The sequence below is a fragment of the Bradyrhizobium sp. CCBAU 45321 genome, from assembly GCF_028128975.1.
Lineage (GTDB): Bacteria > Pseudomonadota > Alphaproteobacteria > Rhizobiales > Xanthobacteraceae > Bradyrhizobium > Bradyrhizobium yuanmingense.
In genome coordinates, this window is the sequence record NZ_LFKZ01000017.1 from 258942 (window position 1) to 278085 (window position 19144).

Consider the following 19144-nt stretch of genomic DNA (forward strand, 5'->3'; position numbering starts at 1 on the left):
GGCCATGCCCTAACCCTTCCAGTGCAGGACAGTAATGAGCGTGAACAGCCGGCGCGAGGTCTCGAAGTCGACCCGCACCTTGCCTTTCAGCCGCTCCTGCAGCGTGCGCGATCCCTCGTCGTGGATGCCGCGGCGGCCCATGTCGATGGCCTCGATCTTGTCGGGGGTCGCGGTGCGGATCGCCTGGTAATAGCTGTCGCAGATCATGAAATAGTCTTTCACGATCCGCCGGAACGGCGTCAGCGAGAGCAGATGCGCGACGACAGGCGTGCCGTCCTCGCGGCGGATGTCGAACATCAGCCGGTTGCCGGTGATGCCGATATGCAGCGTGAACGGACCTTTCCCCTCCGCACCCTCGGGCGCAAACAGGTTCTGCTCGATCAGATCGTAGATCGCGATCGCCCGCTCGTGCTCGATGTCCGGCCCGGAACGGCCGATCGATTCCTCGTCGAGCGTGACGCCGACGATGCGATTGGTCGAGTCGTCCTGTGCGGGCGGCTTTGTCATGACAGATTGAGGCGCAATCCAATCGAGCGGGAATGGGCGTCCAGCCCCTCCGCCTTGCCGAGCGTCATCGCGGCAGGTCCCAGCGCACGCAATTGGTCGGGCCCGCATTTCAGGATCGAGGTGCGCTTCATGAAGTCGTGCACCGAGAGCCCGGAGGAAAACCGCGCCGAGCGCGCCGTCGGCAGCACGTGGTTGGAGCCGCCGACGTAATCGCCGATCGCCTCGGGCGTGTGCGGCCCGAGGAACACCGCGCCGGCATTGCGGATCTTCGCCGCGAGCGCGTCGGGATCGACGGTCATGATCTCGAGATGCTCGGCCGCGATGGCGTCCGCGAGCGGGATGGCCTCGCCCAGGTTCTTCACCATGATGACGGCGCCGAAATCGGCCCAGGACGCGCTGGCGATCGCGGCGCGCGGCAGCGTCTTCAGCTGCGCCTCGACCGCCTTTTCGACGTCGGCGGCGAGGCGCGCGGACTCCGTGATCAGGATCGACTGCGCGCTGGAATCGTGCTCGGCCTGCGCCAAGAGGTCAGCGGCGATCCAGTCGGCATTGCCGGTGTCGTCGGCAATGACGAGCACCTCCGAGGGGCCGGCGATCATGTCGATGCCGACCTTGCCGAACACCAGCCGTTTGGCGGCGGCGACATAGGCATTGCCGGGGCCGACGATCTTGGCGACAGGCGCGATGGTCGCGGTGCCATGCGCGAGCGCGGCGACGGCCTGCGCGCCGCCGACACGATAGATCTCGGTGACGCCGCCGAGATGGGCGGCCGCCAGGACCAGCGGATTGAGCTTGCCGTCCGGCGAGGGCACCACCATCACGAGGCGCGACACGCCGGCGACTTTCGCCGGCACGGCATTCATCAGCACCGATGACGGATAGGCCGCCGTGCCGCCGGGGACGTAGAGGCCGGCGGATTCGATCGCGGTGTAGCGCCAGCCGAGCTCGACGCCGAGCGGATCGGTGAAGCGCTCGTCGTTCGGCAGCTGGCGGCGGTGATAGGTCTCGATGCGGTCGCGCGCGAGCTTGAGTGCATCCAGCGTCGCGGGCTCGCAGGCCTTCACGGCGGCCTCGATCTCGGCGGCGGAGACGCGCAAGGAGGATGCGTCCAGCTTCAGGCGGTCGAACTTGGCCGTCGCCTCGAGCAGGGCGGCGTCGCCACGCTTGGCCACGTCGTCGACGATCGCGCGGGCGGCGGCCTCGACGTCGGCCGACGCCTCGCGCTTGGCGGCGAGGAAGGCGGCGAATCGCTGGTCGAAATCGGCGCTGCTGCGGTCGAGGCGAACGGGCATGTTTCGCTTGGCTTCCGGCTGGTCTTGAGGGGCGGATCGGCGCACCAGGTCCCCTGCTCAATGGCGCGGCGGGAAAGCTGCGTCAACCCTCGGCAGATGCCATCCCAGCCAGGGCCCATTCGGCTGGTATACGGCCTCTTCACTCCTCCCCCTGGATTCCCGTGCCCAGCGTGTCGGCCCCGAGGTCGGTCAGCTCGCATTCCAGACACTCGACGTCCAGGCGGATGGCGCCGCCCTGGGCGAACAAAAGCAGGGCGCTGCCGCCGGGCTCCTCGGCGCGGCCGTCCTGGGGGTGAAATTCAATGCCGACGAGATCCAGGATCTTGTCCGGTGCGGCGAGGTCAATGTTGCGCGACTTGCAGGCGAGCACACGGTCGAAACGCAGCGCTGCGACCAGCCGGCGCGGCTCGGTCTCGCCCTCCAAGGTCTGCTCCCAGTCCAGCCGGCTCATTCCGACCACAAGGCGCTTCTCGCCCTGCCGCCAGATGATGTCGGCAGCCTGGACACGGGCGTCCTGGACATGGGTCGAGATCACGGCGAGGTCGTCGGCGTCGAGCGCGATCAGTTTGAGCTGGGGCGACATCGCCGCGCCTCTCCTTGAGTGGATGGGGCTCAACGCGCACGAGCCCCGAAATTTCCACACAAGTTAAGCCCTGGCCCGGCTCGCCGCTACGCGGCGAGCGACCCTTTCCCACAACAAGGGAGGGTGAGAGTCGTGAAACCTCACTCCCTGAAGAACGCCAGGAGATCCGCGTTGATCGTCTCGGCATGCGTGGTTGGCATGCCGTGAGGGAATCCCTTGTAGGTCTTCAGGATGCCTTTCTTGAGCAGCTTGGCCGAGAGCGGCGCCGAATCCGCGTATGGCACGATCTGGTCGTCGTCGCCGTGCATCACCAGAACCGGCACGTTGATCTTCTTCAGATCCTCAGTGAAATCGGTTTGCGAGAACGCGACGATGCCGTCGTAATGGGCTTTCGCGCCACCCATCATGCCCTGGCGCCACCAGTTCTCGATCACGGCTTCCAGCGGTTTTGCGCCGGGGCGGTTGTAGCCGTAGAACGGGCCGGCGGCGATGTCGCGGTAGAAGGCCGAGCGGCCGGCGGCGAGCTGGGCCTGGAAATCGTCGAACACGCTCTTCGGCAGGCCGCCGGGATTGGCCGCGGTCTGCACCATCAGCGGCGGCACCGCCGAGAGGATCGCGGCCTTCGCGACGCGGCTCTCGCCGTGACGGGCGATGTAGTGCACGACCTCGCCGCCGCCGGTGGAATGGCCGACATGGAGGGCGTTCTTGAGGTCGAGATGCGCGGTGAGCGCGGCGAGATCGTCGGCATAGTGATCCATGTCGTGGCCGTCGGCGACCTGCGCCGAGCGGCCGTGGCCGCGGCGGTCATGGGCGATGACGCGATAGCCGCGCGTGACGAAGTACATCATCTGCGCGTCCCAATCGTCCGACGACAGCGGCCAGCCATGGCTGAACACGATCGGCTGGCCCGAGCCCCAGTCCTTGTAGAAGATCTCGACGCCGTCTTTGGTGGTGATGGTGGGCATGGTGAGGGCTCCTTTCAATGAGAGACGCCATTCCGGGACGCGCGTCAGCGCGGACCCGGAATCTGGAGATTGTTTAATCGAGATTCTCAGGTGCGCGATTGCGCACCAGAGTTCATCGCTGCGCGATGCCCGGAATGACGAGAGGGGCCAATCAGGCAAACGCCAGGGGCTTGTAGCGGCGCCAAGCGCCGATGGTCAGCACGACGAAAAACACCAGCACGATGCCCTGCACCACGGCGAACACCGGCCCCGATGGCGGCGCCGGGGGCACGGCGGGCGCGAGCGCGGCAAGTGCGGGCACCTTGAGGAACGACTGGATCACCAGCACGAAGACGTTGAAATAGAGCGAGATCATCGCGGTCACAATGTAGACCGGACGCCAGACGCCGGCGAGCTTCATGCCGTAGAGCGCGAAACAGGCGATCGCGAGCAGCACCAGCGAGATGATGCCGATGATGTGCGAGGGCAGCAGCTCCTTGAATGGAAACAGGAAGCCGGTGGCGCTGGTGAGGATGGTGAAAGCTAAGAAGATCGCAGTCATGCCCGGCATCGACTTCGAGCCGAGCAGGCCGAACATCACGACGAGCCCGGCGACGATGGCAATCAGGCTGATGATGACATGGATCAGCGTAAGGGCGGACAGGCTTAGGCCAAGCACCATGACATCTCTCCTACTCTCGGCGTTGAGGTGACGAGAATAGTATTACGGTCCTCATCGGATTACCACCTGCGTTGTCGTCACATGCATGAGCGCAGCCATGCGTCATCGTGCGAAATCGAAAAACGCATGGCTGAACTTTTTTGCAGCGCTGTCACAAACGACGGCAGGCTTTCGACGAAAGTTGAATCGAACTCACACGTTCTTGGTATCGAAGATCAGGATGTCGGCACCGCCGCTGGCGAATTTCGGCACGTCCGCGCCGGTCGCCTTGCCTTCCTCGCTGCCAAAGGCGGCCTGAATGTCCGCGACGCTGTCGAAGGTGAGAATGGCGACGAGGTGGATTCCGGAAGGACCTGCGGGAGATGCGACCGGCCCCTTGCTGACGGCGTAGTTCTTCAGGCCGGGAAGCTTCTTGGCGAGCGGAATGTGCGTCTCGGCATAGTACTTGTCGAAGGCGGCAGCATCCTTGGGTGTCTTGTAGAGCACGACGACTTCAGCCATTTGGTCCTCCCGTTGAATCCTTGTTTTTTCCGCGCGCGATTTGCCTCGCGACGAGGGGATAGTCACGCATTGCGCAGTAAGATGACAAGCCGGATTTGGCTTGCCATTGCCTTGCCTTGTCCTTGACTAAAGCGCCGGTTTTGCGGCGTCGCCGAGATAGCCATGCAGGGAGGCAACGACCTGCGCGCCCTCGCCGATGGCGCCGCCGACGCGCTTGACCGAGCCGGAGCGGACGTCGCCGACGGCGTAGACGCCGGGCACGGAGGTCTCCAGCGGCGCCACCAGCTTGCCCTGGTTCTGCTCCGACTGCGCGCCGGTGACGACGAAGCCGCCGCGATCGAGCGTCACGCCGCAGCCGTCGAGCCAGGACGTAGCGGGATCGGCGCCGACGAACAGGAAGAGATTGCGGATGTCGGCGGAATCCTCGTCATCCGACAGCCGGCTCTTCCAGCGGATGCGCCGCAGCAGCGAGGCCTCGTCGCCCTCGAGTGCGGTGATCTCGGTGTTGAACATCAATTCGATGTTCGGGGTCGCTTCGATGCGCTCGATGAGATAGCGTGACATGCTGGCGCCAAGGCCGCCGCCGCGGATGATCATCAGCACTTTTTTCGCATGGCCCGACAGGAACACGGCGGCCTGGCCAGCCGAATTACCGGCGCCGACCAGCGCCACCTCCTCGCCGGCGCAGAGCCGCGCCTCCACGGGCGATGCCCAATACCAGACGCCGCGGCCCTCGAACTTGTCGAGGTTGGCGATATCGGGACGGCGATAGCGCGCGCCGCTCGCGACCACCACCGAACGGGAGCGCAAGGTGTCGCCGCAATCCAGCGCCAGCGCGAAGGTACCGTTGGCGCGCGAGCAATCCAGCGAGCTCACCGACATCGGAATCATGATGTCGGCGCCGAACTTCTGCGCCTGGGTGAAGGCGCGGCCCGCCAGCGCCTGGCCGGAGATGCCGGTCGGGAAGCCCAGATAGTTCTCGATGCGCGCGCTGGCGCCGGCTTGGCCGCCGAAGGCGCGGGTGTCGACGACCGCGACCGAGAGACCTTCGGACGCAGCGTAGACCGCAGTCGCGAGCCCCGCCGGCCCGCAGCCGACGATGGCGACATCGTAGATTCGGTTGTCCTTGGCCCCGCCGATCATGCCGATGGCGCGGCCGAGCTCGGTCTCGCTGGGATTGCGCAGCACCGTGCCGCCGGCCGTGACGACGAGCGGCCAATCCTCCGGCTTCGGCGAATAGCGCGCGATCAGTTCGGCGGCGTCATGCTCGCTCTCGGGGTCGAGCAGATGATGCGGCTGGCCATTGCGGGTGAGAAAGCCCTGCAGGCGCACCACGCCGGCGGAGTTCGAGGGCCCGATCAACACGGGGCCGCCGATGCCGCCCTGGATCAGATTGACCCGGCGCAGGATCAGCGCGCGCATGATGCGCTCGCCAAGCTCGGCTTCGGCCACCAGCAGCGCGCGCAGCCGGTCCGGCGGGACGAGCAGCACCTCGACATTGCCTTCGGCGCGGCCGTCGACCAGCGCCGGCCTGCCCGAGAGCTGGCCGAGCTCGGCCAGGAATTGCCCCGGCCCCTGATCGATCACCGGCGTGACGTGACCGAGACCGTCGCGCTGGGTGATGGCGACGTGGCCCGCCAGCACCACGAACATGCCGGGCCCGGGCTTGCCGGTCTCGAACAGCAACTCGCCGTCCGCGTAGGCGCGGATTTCGCCGAAGTGCCTGATCCGTTCGATCTCGGCGGGCGTCAGCGCCGGAAAGGTCTGCTCGGGGCGGGTGAACCGCAGCAGCTGCGCATCACGGTCGGTTCGTTGTGTTTCGTCCTGCCCCATGGCCACTGCATGCACTCCAAAATCTCCAGCCGCCGGCGTTCAACGAGAGGTCTTGCCGGCGGCCCCCTCATTTGGGGAACCATCGTCGTCCTGCGAGGGGTCGGTGCTTGCGGCGCGTTCGCGCGCCTGCACCTTCCGCCGCTTCAGGTTTTCGCGCAGCGCCGATTTCAGCCGGTCGTCCCGGGACGCCCTCGCCTGCCTCGCGCTCTTGTCAGTCTCGTCGCCCATCGCGGCTCCATCACAGCAACCGGCCACAGGATGCCATCGAAGTGTGGCAGCTCAAGAGGGTGAGGCGATAGGACCCCAAGCGAAACGCGACATGGATCGAAACCGGCCCCCAGGCCAACTGCCCAGTTGGGCAGGGATATCAGACCCCGAATCGGCGTGAAGTCGGTCAGTTCGGGCGAAAACGGGCATTTTGGCGCCGATATCGGCCCGATTTTCTCGTTTTGGCGGGGCTAGCAAGCTTGCGCAGGAGGGGGGCTTGTGGCAGATATCGGCCCGCTTGGTAGGCCCCTCGGGCGGCCGATTCTTGTCCCAGCACATGCTGCCGTAGCTCAGTGGTAGAGCACTCCATTGGTAATGGAGAGGTCGACAGTTCAATCCTGTCTGGCAGCACCAGCTCTCTCCATCGACGCGAGCCTTGTTGAACCTGGCCTTGCGCCTGTCAGCGAGACCGCAGGCACCCACGGATGCGATCGTGATCACACGTTCCCTGCCCTATGAAGGACTGCTCCACGAGATCGTCGAGCACAACGGCGTGCTCTATCTCGGCGGCATCGTCCCTGAAGATGCCGGGCTCGACATGGGGGGCCAGGCCGAGGATGTGCTGCGCCAGTTGAAGACCCTGCTCGAGGGCGCCGGCTCGGATCTCTCCTGCGTTCTGCAGGTGACGATCTTCCTGGCCGACCTCACGGAGAAGGCCGCGTTCAACCAGGTGTGGAAGCGCTATTTCACTGCGGAGCATCTGCCGGCGCGTGCCGCGATCGGCGTTGCGGATCTCGGCCCGGGCGTCAAGCTGGAGCTGACGGCGAACGCCGCGCGCCGGTGATCCTCGAGCGACGGGCGAGAAGAGCAAGTTCGGTCGTTTCGTCAGCCTTCCACACATGGCTTGGCATTCTCGCGGCCCGAAACGCCCGAGTTTTGCTCGTTTTCTTGTCCCTCTTCTACGAAGAGGGCGCAGGGAAGGCCGGGTGCCGGCTGGCACCCACGGTCCGCTGGCGACAGCACACGCAGAAAACTGCACAGCGGCATACAGGTGAAGCCCAACACACGGCCTTCCCTGCGCAGTGGTTTGACGGCTTATGCCTGCTCTCCCCGGAGCCGAGTTCCTTCTGGCCTCCGTCACCTCGCGAATTGACGATGCCTCAAGGCCCGGTTGAGCCGAGATGCATCTCCGCAAGGCTTGACCGTAGCAACGACGGTCAGGACCACACGGTTTTGCCGTACGCAGCTTCCGGCTCCGCCAAGAGGCTTCGCCGGATGTTGGCGCCGTCCGTTCCGCACGCTGTGAGACCTCACGAGGTTCATCTCGCCCTGGTCCCGCCCCGCGTGCCCGACGCAGCCGCGTCCACCGCACCCTGGCCCTCGTTCGTGACGACGTACGATCGCCCCTCTCCCTGGGCCGGGATGAGCGATGGATACCGTAATTCCGAATTTCGGTAAAGTGGAATATGTTTGCGGGAGGGGATTGACGGGGCTGCGCGGAGGGGCGGTGTTTTGCCCGACGGGACAGAAGCGTTGCGATCCTTCCGGTTGCGGCTCTTCAAAAGATGCGGTCACACGGCACGTTGACCCCTCATTTCATGGTGATAGTCTTTCCGCTCGCGACCTGTCCGGGAGGACACAATGGGATGGTTCGACCGCCTGTTTGGAAGGATGTCGGAGCCGACGATTCCTCTCCTTGCGAGATTTCGGCGGAAGTCAAAAGCGCCGACCGATCCTGATCTTCTGAAAATCGCCAAGGACCGGAAGGGGCATGTTTCCCGCAGAGCCGTCAGGGACGAGTATAATCGGCTGGTCCTGGAGAAGTACGCGCACGACAAGTCGTGATGCGCGTCGAGGATCTCAGTAGCCCGTAGGATGGGCTGAGCGAAGCGAAACCCATCTGCTCCTTGTCGAGCCACGAAACATGATGGGTTTCGCAAGGGCTCTACCCATCCTACGCACTGCGCACCATCAATGGTCGCCCTTCATTTGCAGTGCTGCGAAGCGGTCGTCCGAACGGCGCAGCCGCCGGCATAGCTCGCGATTGATGTTCTGCAGGACGATCACGTAGGCGTGGATGTCAGCCTTGTAGCAGGCATAGAGCTTTTGGGCCGTCAGCTCGTACAGCACGGTCGGCGCCTCCGCGATAACAGTGGCGGAGCGGTTCTGCATTTCGATCAGCGTCATCTCGCCGAAGAAATCGCCAGGCTCCAAACGCGATATCGGGATGACCCTGCCCGCATGCGTGCGTTTGCTCACCGCCAGCCGGCCGGACTTGACGATGAACATCGAACGTCCCGGCTCGCCCTCGGCCACAACGGTCGCGTCGGCTTCGAAGCGGCGCTCGACCAGCATCGAGATCAAGAGGTCGAGGCCCGCCTCCGAAAGCCCGCCGAAGAACGGCGTCGCCAGCAGGAACGCTTTCAGATCGGGGGCCGTGACGGTCATCGCGCGAGGTTACGCCCGGTCGAAGGCTGCGGCAAGCTAAGCGGTGCAGCCAGGTTCCGTCATTGCGAGCGTAGCGAAGCAATCCACGAATGTGTCCGCGGAAACAGTCTGGATTGCTTCGTCGCAAGGGCTCCTCGCAATGACGCGGCGAGAGATTTCACCTCTCGACTCTGGACCACTGCCGCGCGCAGCGAAACCCATCAGACTCGTGCGGTGGCGAAGATGATGGGTTTCGCAAGTGCTCTATCCATCCTACGGGCCGCACAGTGCGAGCTATTGGGGCCGGCGGCCCCTGATCGCGTGCGCGCGCGCAGCGCAGGTGATGCGACCGTCCGCATGCGCCGGCAGGCTTGCACGCACCCGCGCGATGAGGGTCTCGACGTCCGCGGGCCTCATGGCGGCAACGGAAGGCCGGAGCGCGGGGGACTTCAGACTGATTGCCCAGAAGTCATCGAAATCTGAAAACGTCCGTTGCACCGTAATCTCTCGCGTTTGCACGTCCTCGAGACCTGCTCCTCGCCACAGGTCCCGCAACGCTTCCATGCGAGAGGCGTCCATCCGTGGCGGGCGCGTTGCCGGAATGCCCATTGCCATCATCTCGTCATAGATCGGGTCGAGCGGAAAGCCGCCACCCAACATGTCCCACATATACGTCATGACCGCACCGCCGGGGACAACGACCCGCACCATTTCGCTGACGCCCCTGGCGGGATCCGGAACGAACACCAGAACCAACGCCATCACAGCCGCATCGAAGCTGGCGTCGGCGAAAGGAAGTGCCATCGCATCGCCCTGGTGAAACTTTGCCACGCGCGCCGCAGATCGCGTGCGCGCAAAAGCAAGCTGCTCGGCCGAGGGGTCAATGCCCTGGACCTCGGCGGGGCTGCAGCGCTCGACCAGGAGTTCAGTGAAGGCGCCGTTGCCGCAGCCGATGTCGATCCAACGCAAGCCTGCAGGAGGCGCCAGCCAATCAAGGAATATCTCGCCGGCGAACCGGCTCCAGATTCCCATCATCTGCTCGTAGGCGGCACCATCGTCGAAGCGAATGGTCTGCTCTGCCATGTCGAGATCCTCCCGGCCCGATGACGATGCTTGGCGCGCGCCATTCTGCGCACAAGAGATGGGACTGGGGAAGTCCTGGAACTGACCTGATCCGCCGGATTATTGCCGCGCGACATTCTCCCCGCGCGGCGTCTTTCGCTTCCGCCACACCTGCAGGTCAATCATGACTTTCACCGTCGCCGCGAGGACGAGCGCACAGAGCGCCGCCTTCGAGATTGTCTCCATCGTCCCCTCTATCAGCAGGCAATGGACCACGCTGCCTGCGACGATGACGATGGCGAGGGGAATATGGATGATGCGCCAGGTTCGCGGCCGCAATCCCAACCGCCTTCGCAGCAGAGCCAGGAATGCAACCGCGAAGATGGCCCACATCGCCGTCACGCCGAAGGGAGAGAACGGCGTCGGCGATGAGAAGGTCAGTGCGTCGATCATGTCGGGCGGGCTGGTGATCCAGAGGCCGGCGACATGGATCAGAATGGCCAGAACAAGCGCGCCGCCGATCCAGTGATGGGCGCGCCTGCCGCGATAGGCCGACAATCGCGGCAGGTAGCCGCCGATCAGCAAGGGCTGCACGAGCACGAGACCGAGGGCGATGATCCCAGCGAAGCCGGCGATAATGTAGACAGGATCGCGCCATGCCAGCTGCTCGCTGGCTGCAGCAAGCGCAATCGGCACGCCGATCGCCAAGCCAAGGGCAACCCAGATCAGGGGCGCCCGGGCCGATCTCCATCGCGTCATCTGCAAGTGGGGTTCAAGCCGGCTGCAGCACGAAGTGCGCCTCGAGGCTGGTCTCCTTGGCGCTCCGCATCACCGGCCGCAGGAAGACGGTCTTGAACTCGCCGCTGTCATAGGCGAGGTGGCCGTGCGGCTGGCCGAAGATCGGAATGATCTGCGGCATCTCCAGCCGGAACCTGCCGTCCTTGTCGGTGAGCGTTGCGCCGTGGCTCTGCGGCTCGTGCTCCCGCCCTTCGACCGTGTGCGCCCAGATCTGGATGCGCTGTCCGGCCAGCGGAGCCCCGTCGCCGGCGCGGCGCACGGTGCCGCTCATCCAGAAACCGCCCTTGCCGATCCGCTCCACGATCGCCGCGCCCTTGCGGTAATTGTTCGCGCCGCCCGACATCGACTCGGTCGGTGCGAGGCCGCTCGCACGGGCGGGCAGCAGAAGGCCGGGAGCGCCGGTTGCCAGAAGGCCCGTTGCGAGGACGGAGCCGCCGGCCGCGAGGAGGTTGCGGCGGGTGAATACGACCGTGGTCATGTCAGTTCCTCCTGGCAGCAGCGCAGCTGCTTCCCGCAAGCTACAATACCAGATGCAAAACGCCCAGTTGGCGCGAGGGGCGCCAGGGCCTGCAATAACAGTGTTGTGAACGGCCGTCTTCGCGGCGTGCATCTCTCAGATGAGCTGACAAGAGGGGCCCGCAAGTGCTCTACCTATTCTGCGCGCTGCCACTACATGTGTGTCCTGCAAGCGCGCACCGTCACGCGGCCCCTCCACACCGGCAGCCCTCCCATGATCCCCTTCTCCGTGCTCGACCTCGCACCCATTCGCCTGGGCGGCGACGCGTCGCAGGCCTTTCGCAATTCGCTCGATCTGGCCCAGCATGCGGAGAGGTGGGGCTTCAAGCGGTTCTGGCTGGCCGAGCATCACAACATGACGGGCATCGCGAGCGCGGCGACGTCGGTGGTGATCGGCCACATCGCGGGCGGCACGAAAACGATCCGCGTCGGCTCCGGCGGGATCATGCTGCCGAACCACTCGCCGCTGGTCATCGCCGAGCAGTTCGGCACGCTGGAATCGCTCTATCCCGGGCGGATCGATCTCGGGCTGGGGCGGGCGCCGGGCACCGACCAGTTCACCGCACGGGCGCTGCGCCGCGATCTCGCCACCACGTCCGAGAACTTTCCGCATGACGTGCTGGAACTGCAGGCGCTGCTCGGCGACGTGCAGCCGAACCAGGCGATCCGCGCCGTGCCCGGCATGGGGACCAAGGTGCCGCTGTGGATCTTGGGATCGAGCACCTTTGGCGCGCAGCTTGCCGCGATGCTGGGGCTGCCGTTCGCGTTCGCTTCGCATTTCGCGCCGCAGATGATGATGCCGGCGCTGCGCGAATATCGTGCGCGCTTCGAGCCCTCGGCGCAGCTCGACAAGCCCTATGCGATGATCGGCGTCAACGTGTTCGCGGCCGACAGCGATGAAGAGGCACAGCGGATGTTCTCCTCGCTGCAGCAGCAATTCATCAACCTGCGCCGCGGCACGCCGGGGCCGTTGCCGCCGCCGGTGGAGGACATGGACGCGTTGTGGTCGCCGGCCGAGAAGGCCGGCGTTGCGCACGCGCTGTCATGCTCGGCGGTCGGGTCGCCCGATGTGGTCGAAGCGAAGCTGAAGGCGCTGATCACTGAAACCGGCGCGGACGAATTGATGACGACGGGGCAAATCTACGACCATACGGCGCGGCTGCGCTCGTTCGAGATCGCCGCGGAGGTGCGGGACCGGCTGGCGGCGTCGCCTAATCGCTGAACCGGCCCCGACTGAACAGCGTGAGATTGCAGGCTCCGCAATGGCGTCCTAAACTCGGGATATGGAAGGGTAGCGCAGCGCCGATCCCTCAAGGCCTGATCGGAGGATCAACGATGGATATGATCCGAAGCCGCGCCTTCGAGTTCATCGAGACGGTGCAAGAGCTTTCCGACGCCGCGAGTGTCCTGGACGCCATGGGACGCATGCTCGGCCAGTACGGCGCAGACCAGTTCTGTTGCGCCTATGTCGCGCCGCTCTCGACCGAAGCCCTGCGCGAGGCCGTTCTCGCCCATCAGCTGCCGCGCGGCTTTCTGGATATGTACTCCACCGAGCAGTACGTCTGGGACGATCCGGCGCTGCGCTACTGCAAGACGACACTGCGCCCGTTCAGGTGGTTCAAGGACGCGCCGTTCGATCCGATCCGGGAGCCGCGCGCGGTCGAACTGGTGCGCCGCGCCCGCGACTTCGGGCTGAACGACGGCGTGATGGTCCCGATCGCTTCACCCGCCAACCGCATCGGTCATGTATTCTTCGGCGGCCGCGCGATCGACCTGCCGGAGCGTGATTTGGCGGCTCTCCATCTCATGGCGCTTTATGCCTTCGACCGGGCGCTGACACTGCGCGGCCAGCCCGAGGCACGAACAGTCGCGCTGTCTCTGCGAGAGTGCGAGGTGCTGACTCTGGCCGCAATCGGACGATCCACCGAAGACATCGCCGACGCCCTGGCGATCACGCCGCGCACCGTGAAGGCGCACGTCAAGAGCTGCTGCAAGAAGCTCGGCGCGACCACCCGCACGCAGGCCGTGATGATCGCCATGCGCGACCGGATGATCTCGCCCTGAGCCGTCGTGCTGCGGGTCGTTATTTGCGCATGATTTTCGGAAAACCGCACCGCACTTGTCCGGATCATGCTTTAGTCCGGAAACCCGAACAGCTTGGCCGGATTGTGCACCAGGATCTTCTCCAGCTCCGCCTGGTCGGGCGCGTAGCGGTACATCAGCTCGAGCAGATCGGCATCGTTCGGCGGCTGCTTCACCGAGACCGGATGCGGCCAGTCGCTGGCCCAGACGCAGCGGTCGGAAGCGGCCTCGATATAGGCGCGCGCGATCGGAATCACGTCGTCGTAAGGAGCCCCGGTCTTTGAGGTCTTCTCGCCGAGCGAGAGCATCACCCAGAAATTGCCCTTGGCGAGCAGCTTCAGCATCTTGCGCAGATTCGGATCGTTCCTGCCGGCCTCGGGGTCAGGCCGCGCCATGTGGTCGATCAGCACGGGCACGTCGAGATTCTCGTATTTGGCGACGCTCGACATGATGCCGTCCTTCTCCGGCTGGATCTTGACGTACCAGCCGAGTTCGCGGATGCGGGCGATGGCGCGGGCGAAATCGGCGTCCGACAGCACGGCGCCGAGCTCCTGGCGGAAGCTGAAGCGCGCGCCGCGCACGCCGGCATCATGCAGTTTTGCGAGATAGGCGTCGCTGGCTTCCGCGAACACCAGCGCATTGGCGCAGCCGCGATAGTTCGGGCCCATCGCGGCAAGGCCGTCGAGCACGACGGCATGGTCCGCGCCGTAGGTCGTGGTCTGCACGATGATGCCGCGCTCGATGCCGAGCGTCTTGTGCATGCGCAGCGCCGCTTCCCAGGTCGCCGTCGGCATCCGATAGGCGGCGCCGGGACGCTCAGGATATTTCTCGATCGGCCCCAGCACGTGGAACTGGCTGTCGATGGTCTTCGGCGGCGGCGCCTTGATCGGGCGGCGCGGGTTGGGGTCGAACGGCAGATAGGTCGGCATGGAAGCGCTCCTTCAGTCGATCACGGCGGTGAAGTCGCATTGGACCAGGGCGCCGCCATCCATGTTGTCCATCGGCAGCGCATGGCGCGCGGGGCGCGAATGCTCGTCCGGAAACATTTTCAGCCATTCGACATTGAGAGGGCCGCGATTACCGCGGTCCTTCAGCCACACCGTCATCTTGATGATGTCGGAGGTCGAGCCGCCGGCGGCCTCCACCGTCGCCTTCATATGCGCGAACATGTTGGCGCATTGGGCATCCAGGCTTTCAGGCATCGCATTGGTCGCGGGATCGCGGCCGAGGATGACGCCCGACATCACGAGATTACCGATGCGGCAGGCGTTCGGAATCGGGTTGACGTGCTTGAAGCCGCCGATATGGATGCTCCTGCGCCGCGTTTGACCACTCATGGTGCGCTCCCTGTTATTGTTGCTTCAGACGAACTGGCACGACACCGAGCCGAAGGCGCCGTAATCGGCATGGAAAGTGTCGCCGCGACGGATGTCGACGGGCCGCGTGAACGATCCCGCCAGCACGACCTCGCCGGCTTTGAGATGCTCGTCATGCGGCGCGAGGCGGTTGGCGAGCCAGGCGATGCCGTTGGCGGGATGATTGAGCACGCCGGCGGCAAGGCCGGTTTCCTCGACCTCGCCGTTGCGGAACAGCAATGCGCCGATCCAGCGCAGGTCCGCATCCATCGGGCGGATCGGCCGGCCACCGAGCACCAGCGCGGCATTGGCCGCGTTGTCCGAGATCGTGTCCATCACCTTGCGCGTCTTGCCGGTCTCGGGGTCGACGCGGTGCATGCGCGTCTCCAGAATCTCCAGCGCGGGCGTGACGTAGTCGGTGGCGTTGAGCACATCGAAAATGGTGCAGTCGGGCCCGCGCAGCGGCGCCTTCAGCACGAAGGCGAGCTCGACCTCGATCCGCGGCGCGTGGAAGCGGTCGAACGGAACAGGCGTGGCATCGGCGTAAAACATGTCGGCGAACAGCACGCCGTAGTCGGGCTCGTTGATGCCGACCGCGTTCTGCATCGCCTTCGAGGTCAGGCCGATCTTGTGACCCTTGATGATGCGGCCGCGGCCGAGCTGGAGTTTCGTCCAGGCGCGCTGGACCGCGTAGGCATCCTCGATGCTGAACTCCGGATAGTCCTTGGTGAACATCGGGATCAGCGATTTCGTGCGCTCGGCTTCGTCGAGGCGCGCGGCGAGGCGTTCGATCGTGGCGGAATCCAGCATCGTTTACTGCTCCGCCGCCACGGTGTTGCGCAGCACGCCGATGCGACTGGACTCGACCTCGACGACGTCGCCGTCCCTCAGCCAGCGTGGCGGATCGAACCGCGCACCCGCGCCGGTCGGCGTGCCTGTCACGATCATGTCGCCGGGCTTGAGGGTCGCGAAGGTCGAGAGATAGGAGATCAGGAAGTCGAACGGGAACATCAGCCGCTCGGTGGTGTCCTGCTGGCGCAGCTCGCCGTTGACGCGCGTCATGATGTCGTGCGGCCCGCGCGGGTCTAGCTCGTCGGCGGTGACGATCCACGGGCCGATGCTGCCGGAGCGATCGAAGTTCTTGCCCTGCGTGACGTTGAACTTGCCGTGGCGCAGCCAGTCGCGGATCGTGCCCTCATTGCACAAGGTCATGCCGAAGATGTGCGACCACGCTCTTTCGCGCGGAATGTGGCGGCCGCCCTGCCCGATCACGATGACGAGCTCGCCTTCGTAGTCGAGCTGATCGGACACCTTGGGCTTCTCGATCGGCTGACCGGAGCCCGTCATCGAGGACATGCTGCGCACGAACAGGCTGGGGTATTTGGGCAGGTCGGAATTGTCTTTATACTCCGCATTGCGCTCGGCGTAGTTGACGCCGATGCACCAGAGCTTCTCCGGCGCCAGCACCGGCGGCAACAGGACGAGCTTGTCCAGCGTGTAATCGGGCTTCTGGCCCGCGATGGCCTCCTGCGCTTCGGCGAGTGCATTGGCCGCGATCAGCGCCTTCACATCCGAATAGTCGCGGCCGATGCGCCTGGTCAGTTCGACCACGCCGCCGTCCACGGCCGCGCCATAGCGCGTCTCGCCGTCCAGCAGATAGCTCAGCAGTCGCATTGTATGTCCTCCGATGATCTTGGGGCGGCGGCCGGCGATGAGGCCCGCACGCTCAGTCTTTCGACTTGGGAGTCTGGAACACGCTGCCCAGCGTCACGATCTCGCCGAGGCGGGCGTAGCGCGGGCCACCGATGCGCGCGATCGGGTCGAGCGCCCTGGTCTCGACCTTGCCGTCGTTGACGAGACCGTCGCGCAAATGGAACAGCACGACCTCGCCGACGATGAGCCGGCTCTTGGCGTCACCGAATTCGAGGCACTGCCGGAAACGGCACTCCATCGCGACCGGCGCGGCGGCAAGCCGCGGCACCTTGATGCGCTCGCTCGCGAGCGTCTCCAGGCCGAGATGCTCGACCTCGCTGATTTCAGGCGGATGCTCGACGGAGCTGTCGTGCACGGCATTCATCAGCGGCGTATCCGCGATGTGGATCACATATTCCTCGGTATCGAGGATGTTGTGCGCGGTGTCCTTGTAGTCGGCGCCCTTGCGGCCGACGCTGATGGCGAGCATCGGCGGCTTCTGCGAGACGAAGGTGAAGGCGCTGAACGGAGCGAGATTGAGCACGCCCGTAGCTGACAGGCTCGTCACCCAGGCGATCGGGCGCGGCACCACGATGCCGGTCATCAGGCGGTAGATGCGCTCGGCGCCGAGCTCGGTCGGATCGATCCGCATCGATCAATCCGCCCTGATATTGGCCTTGCGCACCACCGGAATCCACTTGGCGTCCTCGCGCTCGAGATAGGCCCTGAATTCGGCCGGCGTCATCGGCGTGGCTTCGCCGCCGAGCTTTTCGAACTTGTCGACCACGGCGGGGTCCTTGAGAATCGCGACCAGCGTCTCGTGCAGCTTCTCGACGATGGGCGCAGGCGTGCCAGCGGGCGCGAACAGGCCGGTGAAGGTCTGGCCGTCGAAATCCTTGTAGCCGAGCTCGGCGAAGGTCGGCACGTCGGGCAGCGACTTCAATCGATGCGGTGAGGTGACGGCGAGCGCGCGGAACAGGCCGGCCTTGATGTGCTGGAGGCTGACCGTGAGCTGGTCGAAGGCGAACTGCACCTGACCGCCCAGGAGATCGTTGATGGCCGGCGCATTGCCGCGATAATGCGCCGTGACCCATTGCAGCTCGAGGCTGGACTGCATCAGCTCGCTGAGCAGGTGGTTCGTGGTACCGGGGCCGGGCGAGGCCATGGTCAGCTTGCCGGGCTCGCGCTTGGCGAGGTCGAGAAACTCCTTGAGCGTGGTCGCCTGCACCGAGGGATGAACCTCGAGCACCAGCGGCGTCATCGAAATCGTCGAGATCGGGAGGAAGTCTTTCTTCCAATTATAGGCGTCGCGCTTGTTGATCTCGGTCGCGAACAGCACCGGGCCGTTGGCGCCGACGAACAGGGTGTAGCCGTCGGGCGCCGACTTCGCGAAGGCTTCGCCCGCGATCATGCCGCCGGCACCGGCCTTGTTCTCGATGACGAAGGGTTGGCCGAGCTTTTCCTGGAGCTTGTCGGCGACGATGCGCGCGGCGCTGTCGACATTGCCGCCGGCGGGATAGGGCACGATCAGCTTGACGTTGCGCGCCGGCCATTGCTGGCCCGACGCGGGTCCCGCCAACATTGCGGCTGCAGCAGCGATGGCAATCCAGATTAATCTCATGTTAACCTCCCGGCGGCGCTTCAAATTCCATATCGGGTGCAGATGACGTCGTGCATGGCATCCCGATCGGAGCGCAATCTCCAGATGCGTGCTTGCCCTGTCGAGGGAATTGTGGCGTTCTTGTCCATATTATGGACAAGAGGCGCGCAACGAAATCGGCTCGCAGCGCCGTGGAACCGCGACAGGGCGCGCAGGCGATCCGGCGCGCACTCGCGGTGCTGCGCATCCTGGCCGCAGGACGCGAGGACGGTGTGCCATTGGCCGAGGTGGTCCGCACCACGGGCCTCACCCGCCCCACCGTGCATCGCATCGTCCACGTGCTGATCGAGGAAGGCATCGTCGAGCGGCACGGCAGGAGCGGCCGCTACGCGATCGGCAACCAGGTGCCGGAGCTGGCGCTGGCGCGTCCGCGGCCATCGCGGCTCCTGGTCGCCGCAAATCCGTCGCTGCAGCGCGCGTCAGCCGCGATCGGCGACACGCTGTTCCTGACGGTGCGCACCGGCAACGACACGCTGTGCGTCGATCGCCGGATCGGCGTCTATCCGATCCAGGTGCTGTCGATCGAGGTCGGCGCGCGGCGGCCGCTCGGCGTCTCCAGCGCCGGCGTTGCCATCCTCGCCGCGATGCCGGCGCAGGAGGCGCGCAAGATCGTCGCGGCGAACGAGAGGCGGTTCGAGGCCTACCGGACCGACGTCGCGACCGTGCTCGGCCAGGTCACCGCCGCCAGGCGGCTGGGATACGGCATGAGAGAGATCGGCCTGGTGCAGGGGACGAAATCGATCTCGACCTGGATCAAGACGCCGGACGGGCAACCGGCTGCAGCGATGACCGTCTCCGCCGTTCGCACGCGGCTCGGGCCAAGGCGCGAGCAGGAGGTCGCGGAGATCCTGCTGCGCGAGGCGCGGATGATCGAGCAGGCTATTCGCGGCAATCTTGGCTAGTGCACGATAGCCTGCGACGGCGTCATGGCCGGGCTTGTCCCGGCCATCCACGCCTTCCAGCGGCACGAAGGACGTGGATGCCCGGGACAAGCCCGGGCATG

At 65.4% G+C, this 19144-nt stretch carries 22 protein-coding genes and 1 tRNA gene; 5 read left to right on the top strand and 18 right to left on the bottom strand.

The window, feature by feature from the left end; genetic code table 11:
- Window positions 1-9 precede the first annotated feature (9 nt).
- The 8 genes from ACM43_RS07195 to ACM43_RS07230 form a co-directional block, all read right to left on the bottom strand.
- Complete coding sequence (locus ACM43_RS07195) at window positions 10-507, bottom strand: UPF0262 family protein (protein ID WP_157283264.1); 498 nt, start codon at window positions 505-507, stop codon at window positions 10-12.
- Entirely contained in the window at window positions 504-1799 is a 1296-nt protein-coding gene (hisD, locus tag ACM43_RS07200; RefSeq protein ID WP_271539247.1) for a histidinol dehydrogenase, read from the bottom strand. Before hisD ends, ACM43_RS07195 begins: the two co-directional genes overlap by 4 nt.
- A gap of 139 nt (window positions 1800-1938) precedes the next feature.
- The gene (locus ACM43_RS07205) at window positions 1939-2382 is read right to left on the bottom strand and encodes a DUF2948 family protein (RefSeq protein WP_271539249.1); all 444 of its coding nucleotides are present in this window, start codon (window positions 2380-2382) and stop codon (window positions 1939-1941) included.
- 140 nt (window positions 2383-2522) lie between these two features.
- Window positions 2523-3347, bottom strand: a complete 825-nt coding sequence (locus ACM43_RS07210; protein ID WP_128264893.1) for an alpha/beta fold hydrolase — start codon at window positions 3345-3347, stop codon at window positions 2523-2525.
- Between the two features lie 151 nt (window positions 3348-3498).
- Window positions 3499-4008, bottom strand: coding sequence for a hypothetical protein (locus ACM43_RS07215; RefSeq protein ID WP_271539252.1), 510 nt, complete (start codon window positions 4006-4008; stop codon window positions 3499-3501).
- Between the two features lie 192 nt (window positions 4009-4200).
- A complete protein-coding gene (locus ACM43_RS07220) occupies window positions 4201-4509 on the bottom strand; it encodes an EthD family reductase (protein ID WP_057027600.1) in 309 nt (102 codons plus the stop codon).
- Window positions 4510-4635: 126 nt separating this feature from the next.
- A complete protein-coding gene (locus ACM43_RS07225; RefSeq protein WP_271539819.1) occupies window positions 4636-6342 on the bottom strand; it encodes an FAD-dependent oxidoreductase in 1707 nt (568 codons plus the stop codon).
- Window positions 6343-6381: 39 nt separating this feature from the next.
- Window positions 6382-6570 carry a hypothetical protein gene (locus ACM43_RS07230; protein ID WP_271539258.1) on the bottom strand — a complete coding sequence of 63 codons (189 nt, stop codon included), beginning with the start codon at window positions 6568-6570 and terminating at the stop codon, window positions 6382-6384.
- 318 nt (window positions 6571-6888) lie between these two features.
- Here ACM43_RS07230 and ACM43_RS07235 point away from each other — a divergent pair.
- Window positions 6889-6963: transfer RNA gene (locus ACM43_RS07235), tRNA-Thr, on the top strand.
- A 79-nt stretch (window positions 6964-7042) separates the two neighbouring features.
- A complete protein-coding gene (locus tag ACM43_RS07240; protein ID WP_271539260.1) occupies window positions 7043-7393 on the top strand; it encodes a RidA family protein in 351 nt (116 codons plus the stop codon).
- Window positions 7394-8520: 1127 nt separating this feature from the next.
- Here the strand turns inward: ACM43_RS07240 and ACM43_RS07245 are convergent.
- From ACM43_RS07245 to ACM43_RS07260, 4 genes are all read right to left on the bottom strand, one after another.
- Entirely contained in the window at window positions 8521-8997 is a 477-nt protein-coding gene (locus tag ACM43_RS07245; protein WP_157283270.1) for a Crp/Fnr family transcriptional regulator, read from the bottom strand.
- Window positions 8998-9270: 273 nt separating this feature from the next.
- Entirely contained in the window at window positions 9271-10059 is a 789-nt protein-coding gene (locus ACM43_RS07250; protein ID WP_271539262.1) for a class I SAM-dependent methyltransferase, read from the bottom strand.
- Between the two features lie 99 nt (window positions 10060-10158).
- A complete protein-coding gene (locus ACM43_RS07255) occupies window positions 10159-10797 on the bottom strand; it encodes a ferric reductase-like transmembrane domain-containing protein (RefSeq protein ID WP_271539264.1) in 639 nt (212 codons plus the stop codon).
- A gap of 13 nt (window positions 10798-10810) precedes the next feature.
- Window positions 10811-11314, bottom strand: a complete 504-nt coding sequence (locus tag ACM43_RS07260; RefSeq protein WP_271539266.1) for a Twin-arginine translocation pathway signal — start codon at window positions 11312-11314, stop codon at window positions 10811-10813.
- Between the two features lie 252 nt (window positions 11315-11566).
- On the opposite strand from ACM43_RS07260, the gene ACM43_RS07265 reads away from it, so the two are divergent.
- Window positions 11567-12574, top strand: coding sequence for an LLM class flavin-dependent oxidoreductase (locus ACM43_RS07265; RefSeq protein ID WP_271539268.1), 1008 nt, complete (start codon window positions 11567-11569; stop codon window positions 12572-12574).
- Between the two features lie 119 nt (window positions 12575-12693).
- A complete protein-coding gene (locus tag ACM43_RS07270; protein ID WP_271539270.1) occupies window positions 12694-13416 on the top strand; it encodes a helix-turn-helix transcriptional regulator in 723 nt (240 codons plus the stop codon).
- 71 nt (window positions 13417-13487) lie between these two features.
- Here ACM43_RS07270 and ACM43_RS07275 read toward each other — a convergent pair whose 3' ends face one another.
- From ACM43_RS07275 to ACM43_RS07300, 6 genes are read right to left on the bottom strand one after another with little or no spacing between them, the layout of a single operon-like run.
- Window positions 13488-14363 (bottom strand): amidohydrolase family protein, encoded by an 876-nt coding sequence (locus tag ACM43_RS07275; RefSeq protein WP_271539272.1) that lies wholly within the window; start codon window positions 14361-14363, stop codon window positions 13488-13490.
- A 12-nt stretch (window positions 14364-14375) separates the two neighbouring features.
- Entirely contained in the window at window positions 14376-14771 is a 396-nt protein-coding gene (locus ACM43_RS07280) for a RidA family protein (RefSeq protein ID WP_057027594.1), read from the bottom strand.
- Between the two features lie 24 nt (window positions 14772-14795).
- Complete coding sequence (hpaH, locus tag ACM43_RS07285) at window positions 14796-15599, bottom strand: 2-oxo-hept-4-ene-1,7-dioate hydratase (protein ID WP_271539275.1); 804 nt, start codon at window positions 15597-15599, stop codon at window positions 14796-14798.
- Between the two features lie 3 nt (window positions 15600-15602).
- Window positions 15603-16463, bottom strand: coding sequence for a fumarylacetoacetate hydrolase family protein (locus tag ACM43_RS07290; protein WP_271539277.1), 861 nt, complete (start codon window positions 16461-16463; stop codon window positions 15603-15605).
- Between the two features lie 52 nt (window positions 16464-16515).
- A complete protein-coding gene (locus tag ACM43_RS07295; protein ID WP_036026965.1) occupies window positions 16516-17133 on the bottom strand; it encodes a flavin reductase family protein in 618 nt (205 codons plus the stop codon).
- Window positions 17134-17136: 3 nt separating this feature from the next.
- Window positions 17137-18102 carry a Bug family tripartite tricarboxylate transporter substrate binding protein gene (locus ACM43_RS07300; protein ID WP_225189545.1) on the bottom strand — a complete coding sequence of 322 codons (966 nt, stop codon included), beginning with the start codon at window positions 18100-18102 and terminating at the stop codon, window positions 17137-17139.
- A 131-nt stretch (window positions 18103-18233) separates the two neighbouring features.
- Here ACM43_RS07300 and ACM43_RS07305 point away from each other — a divergent pair, with 131 nt between their 5' ends.
- Window positions 18234-19043 carry an IclR family transcriptional regulator gene (locus tag ACM43_RS07305; RefSeq protein ID WP_271539282.1) on the top strand — a complete coding sequence of 270 codons (810 nt, stop codon included), beginning with the start codon at window positions 18234-18236 and terminating at the stop codon, window positions 19041-19043.
- The last annotated feature ends 101 nt before the right edge of the window (window positions 19044-19144 follow it).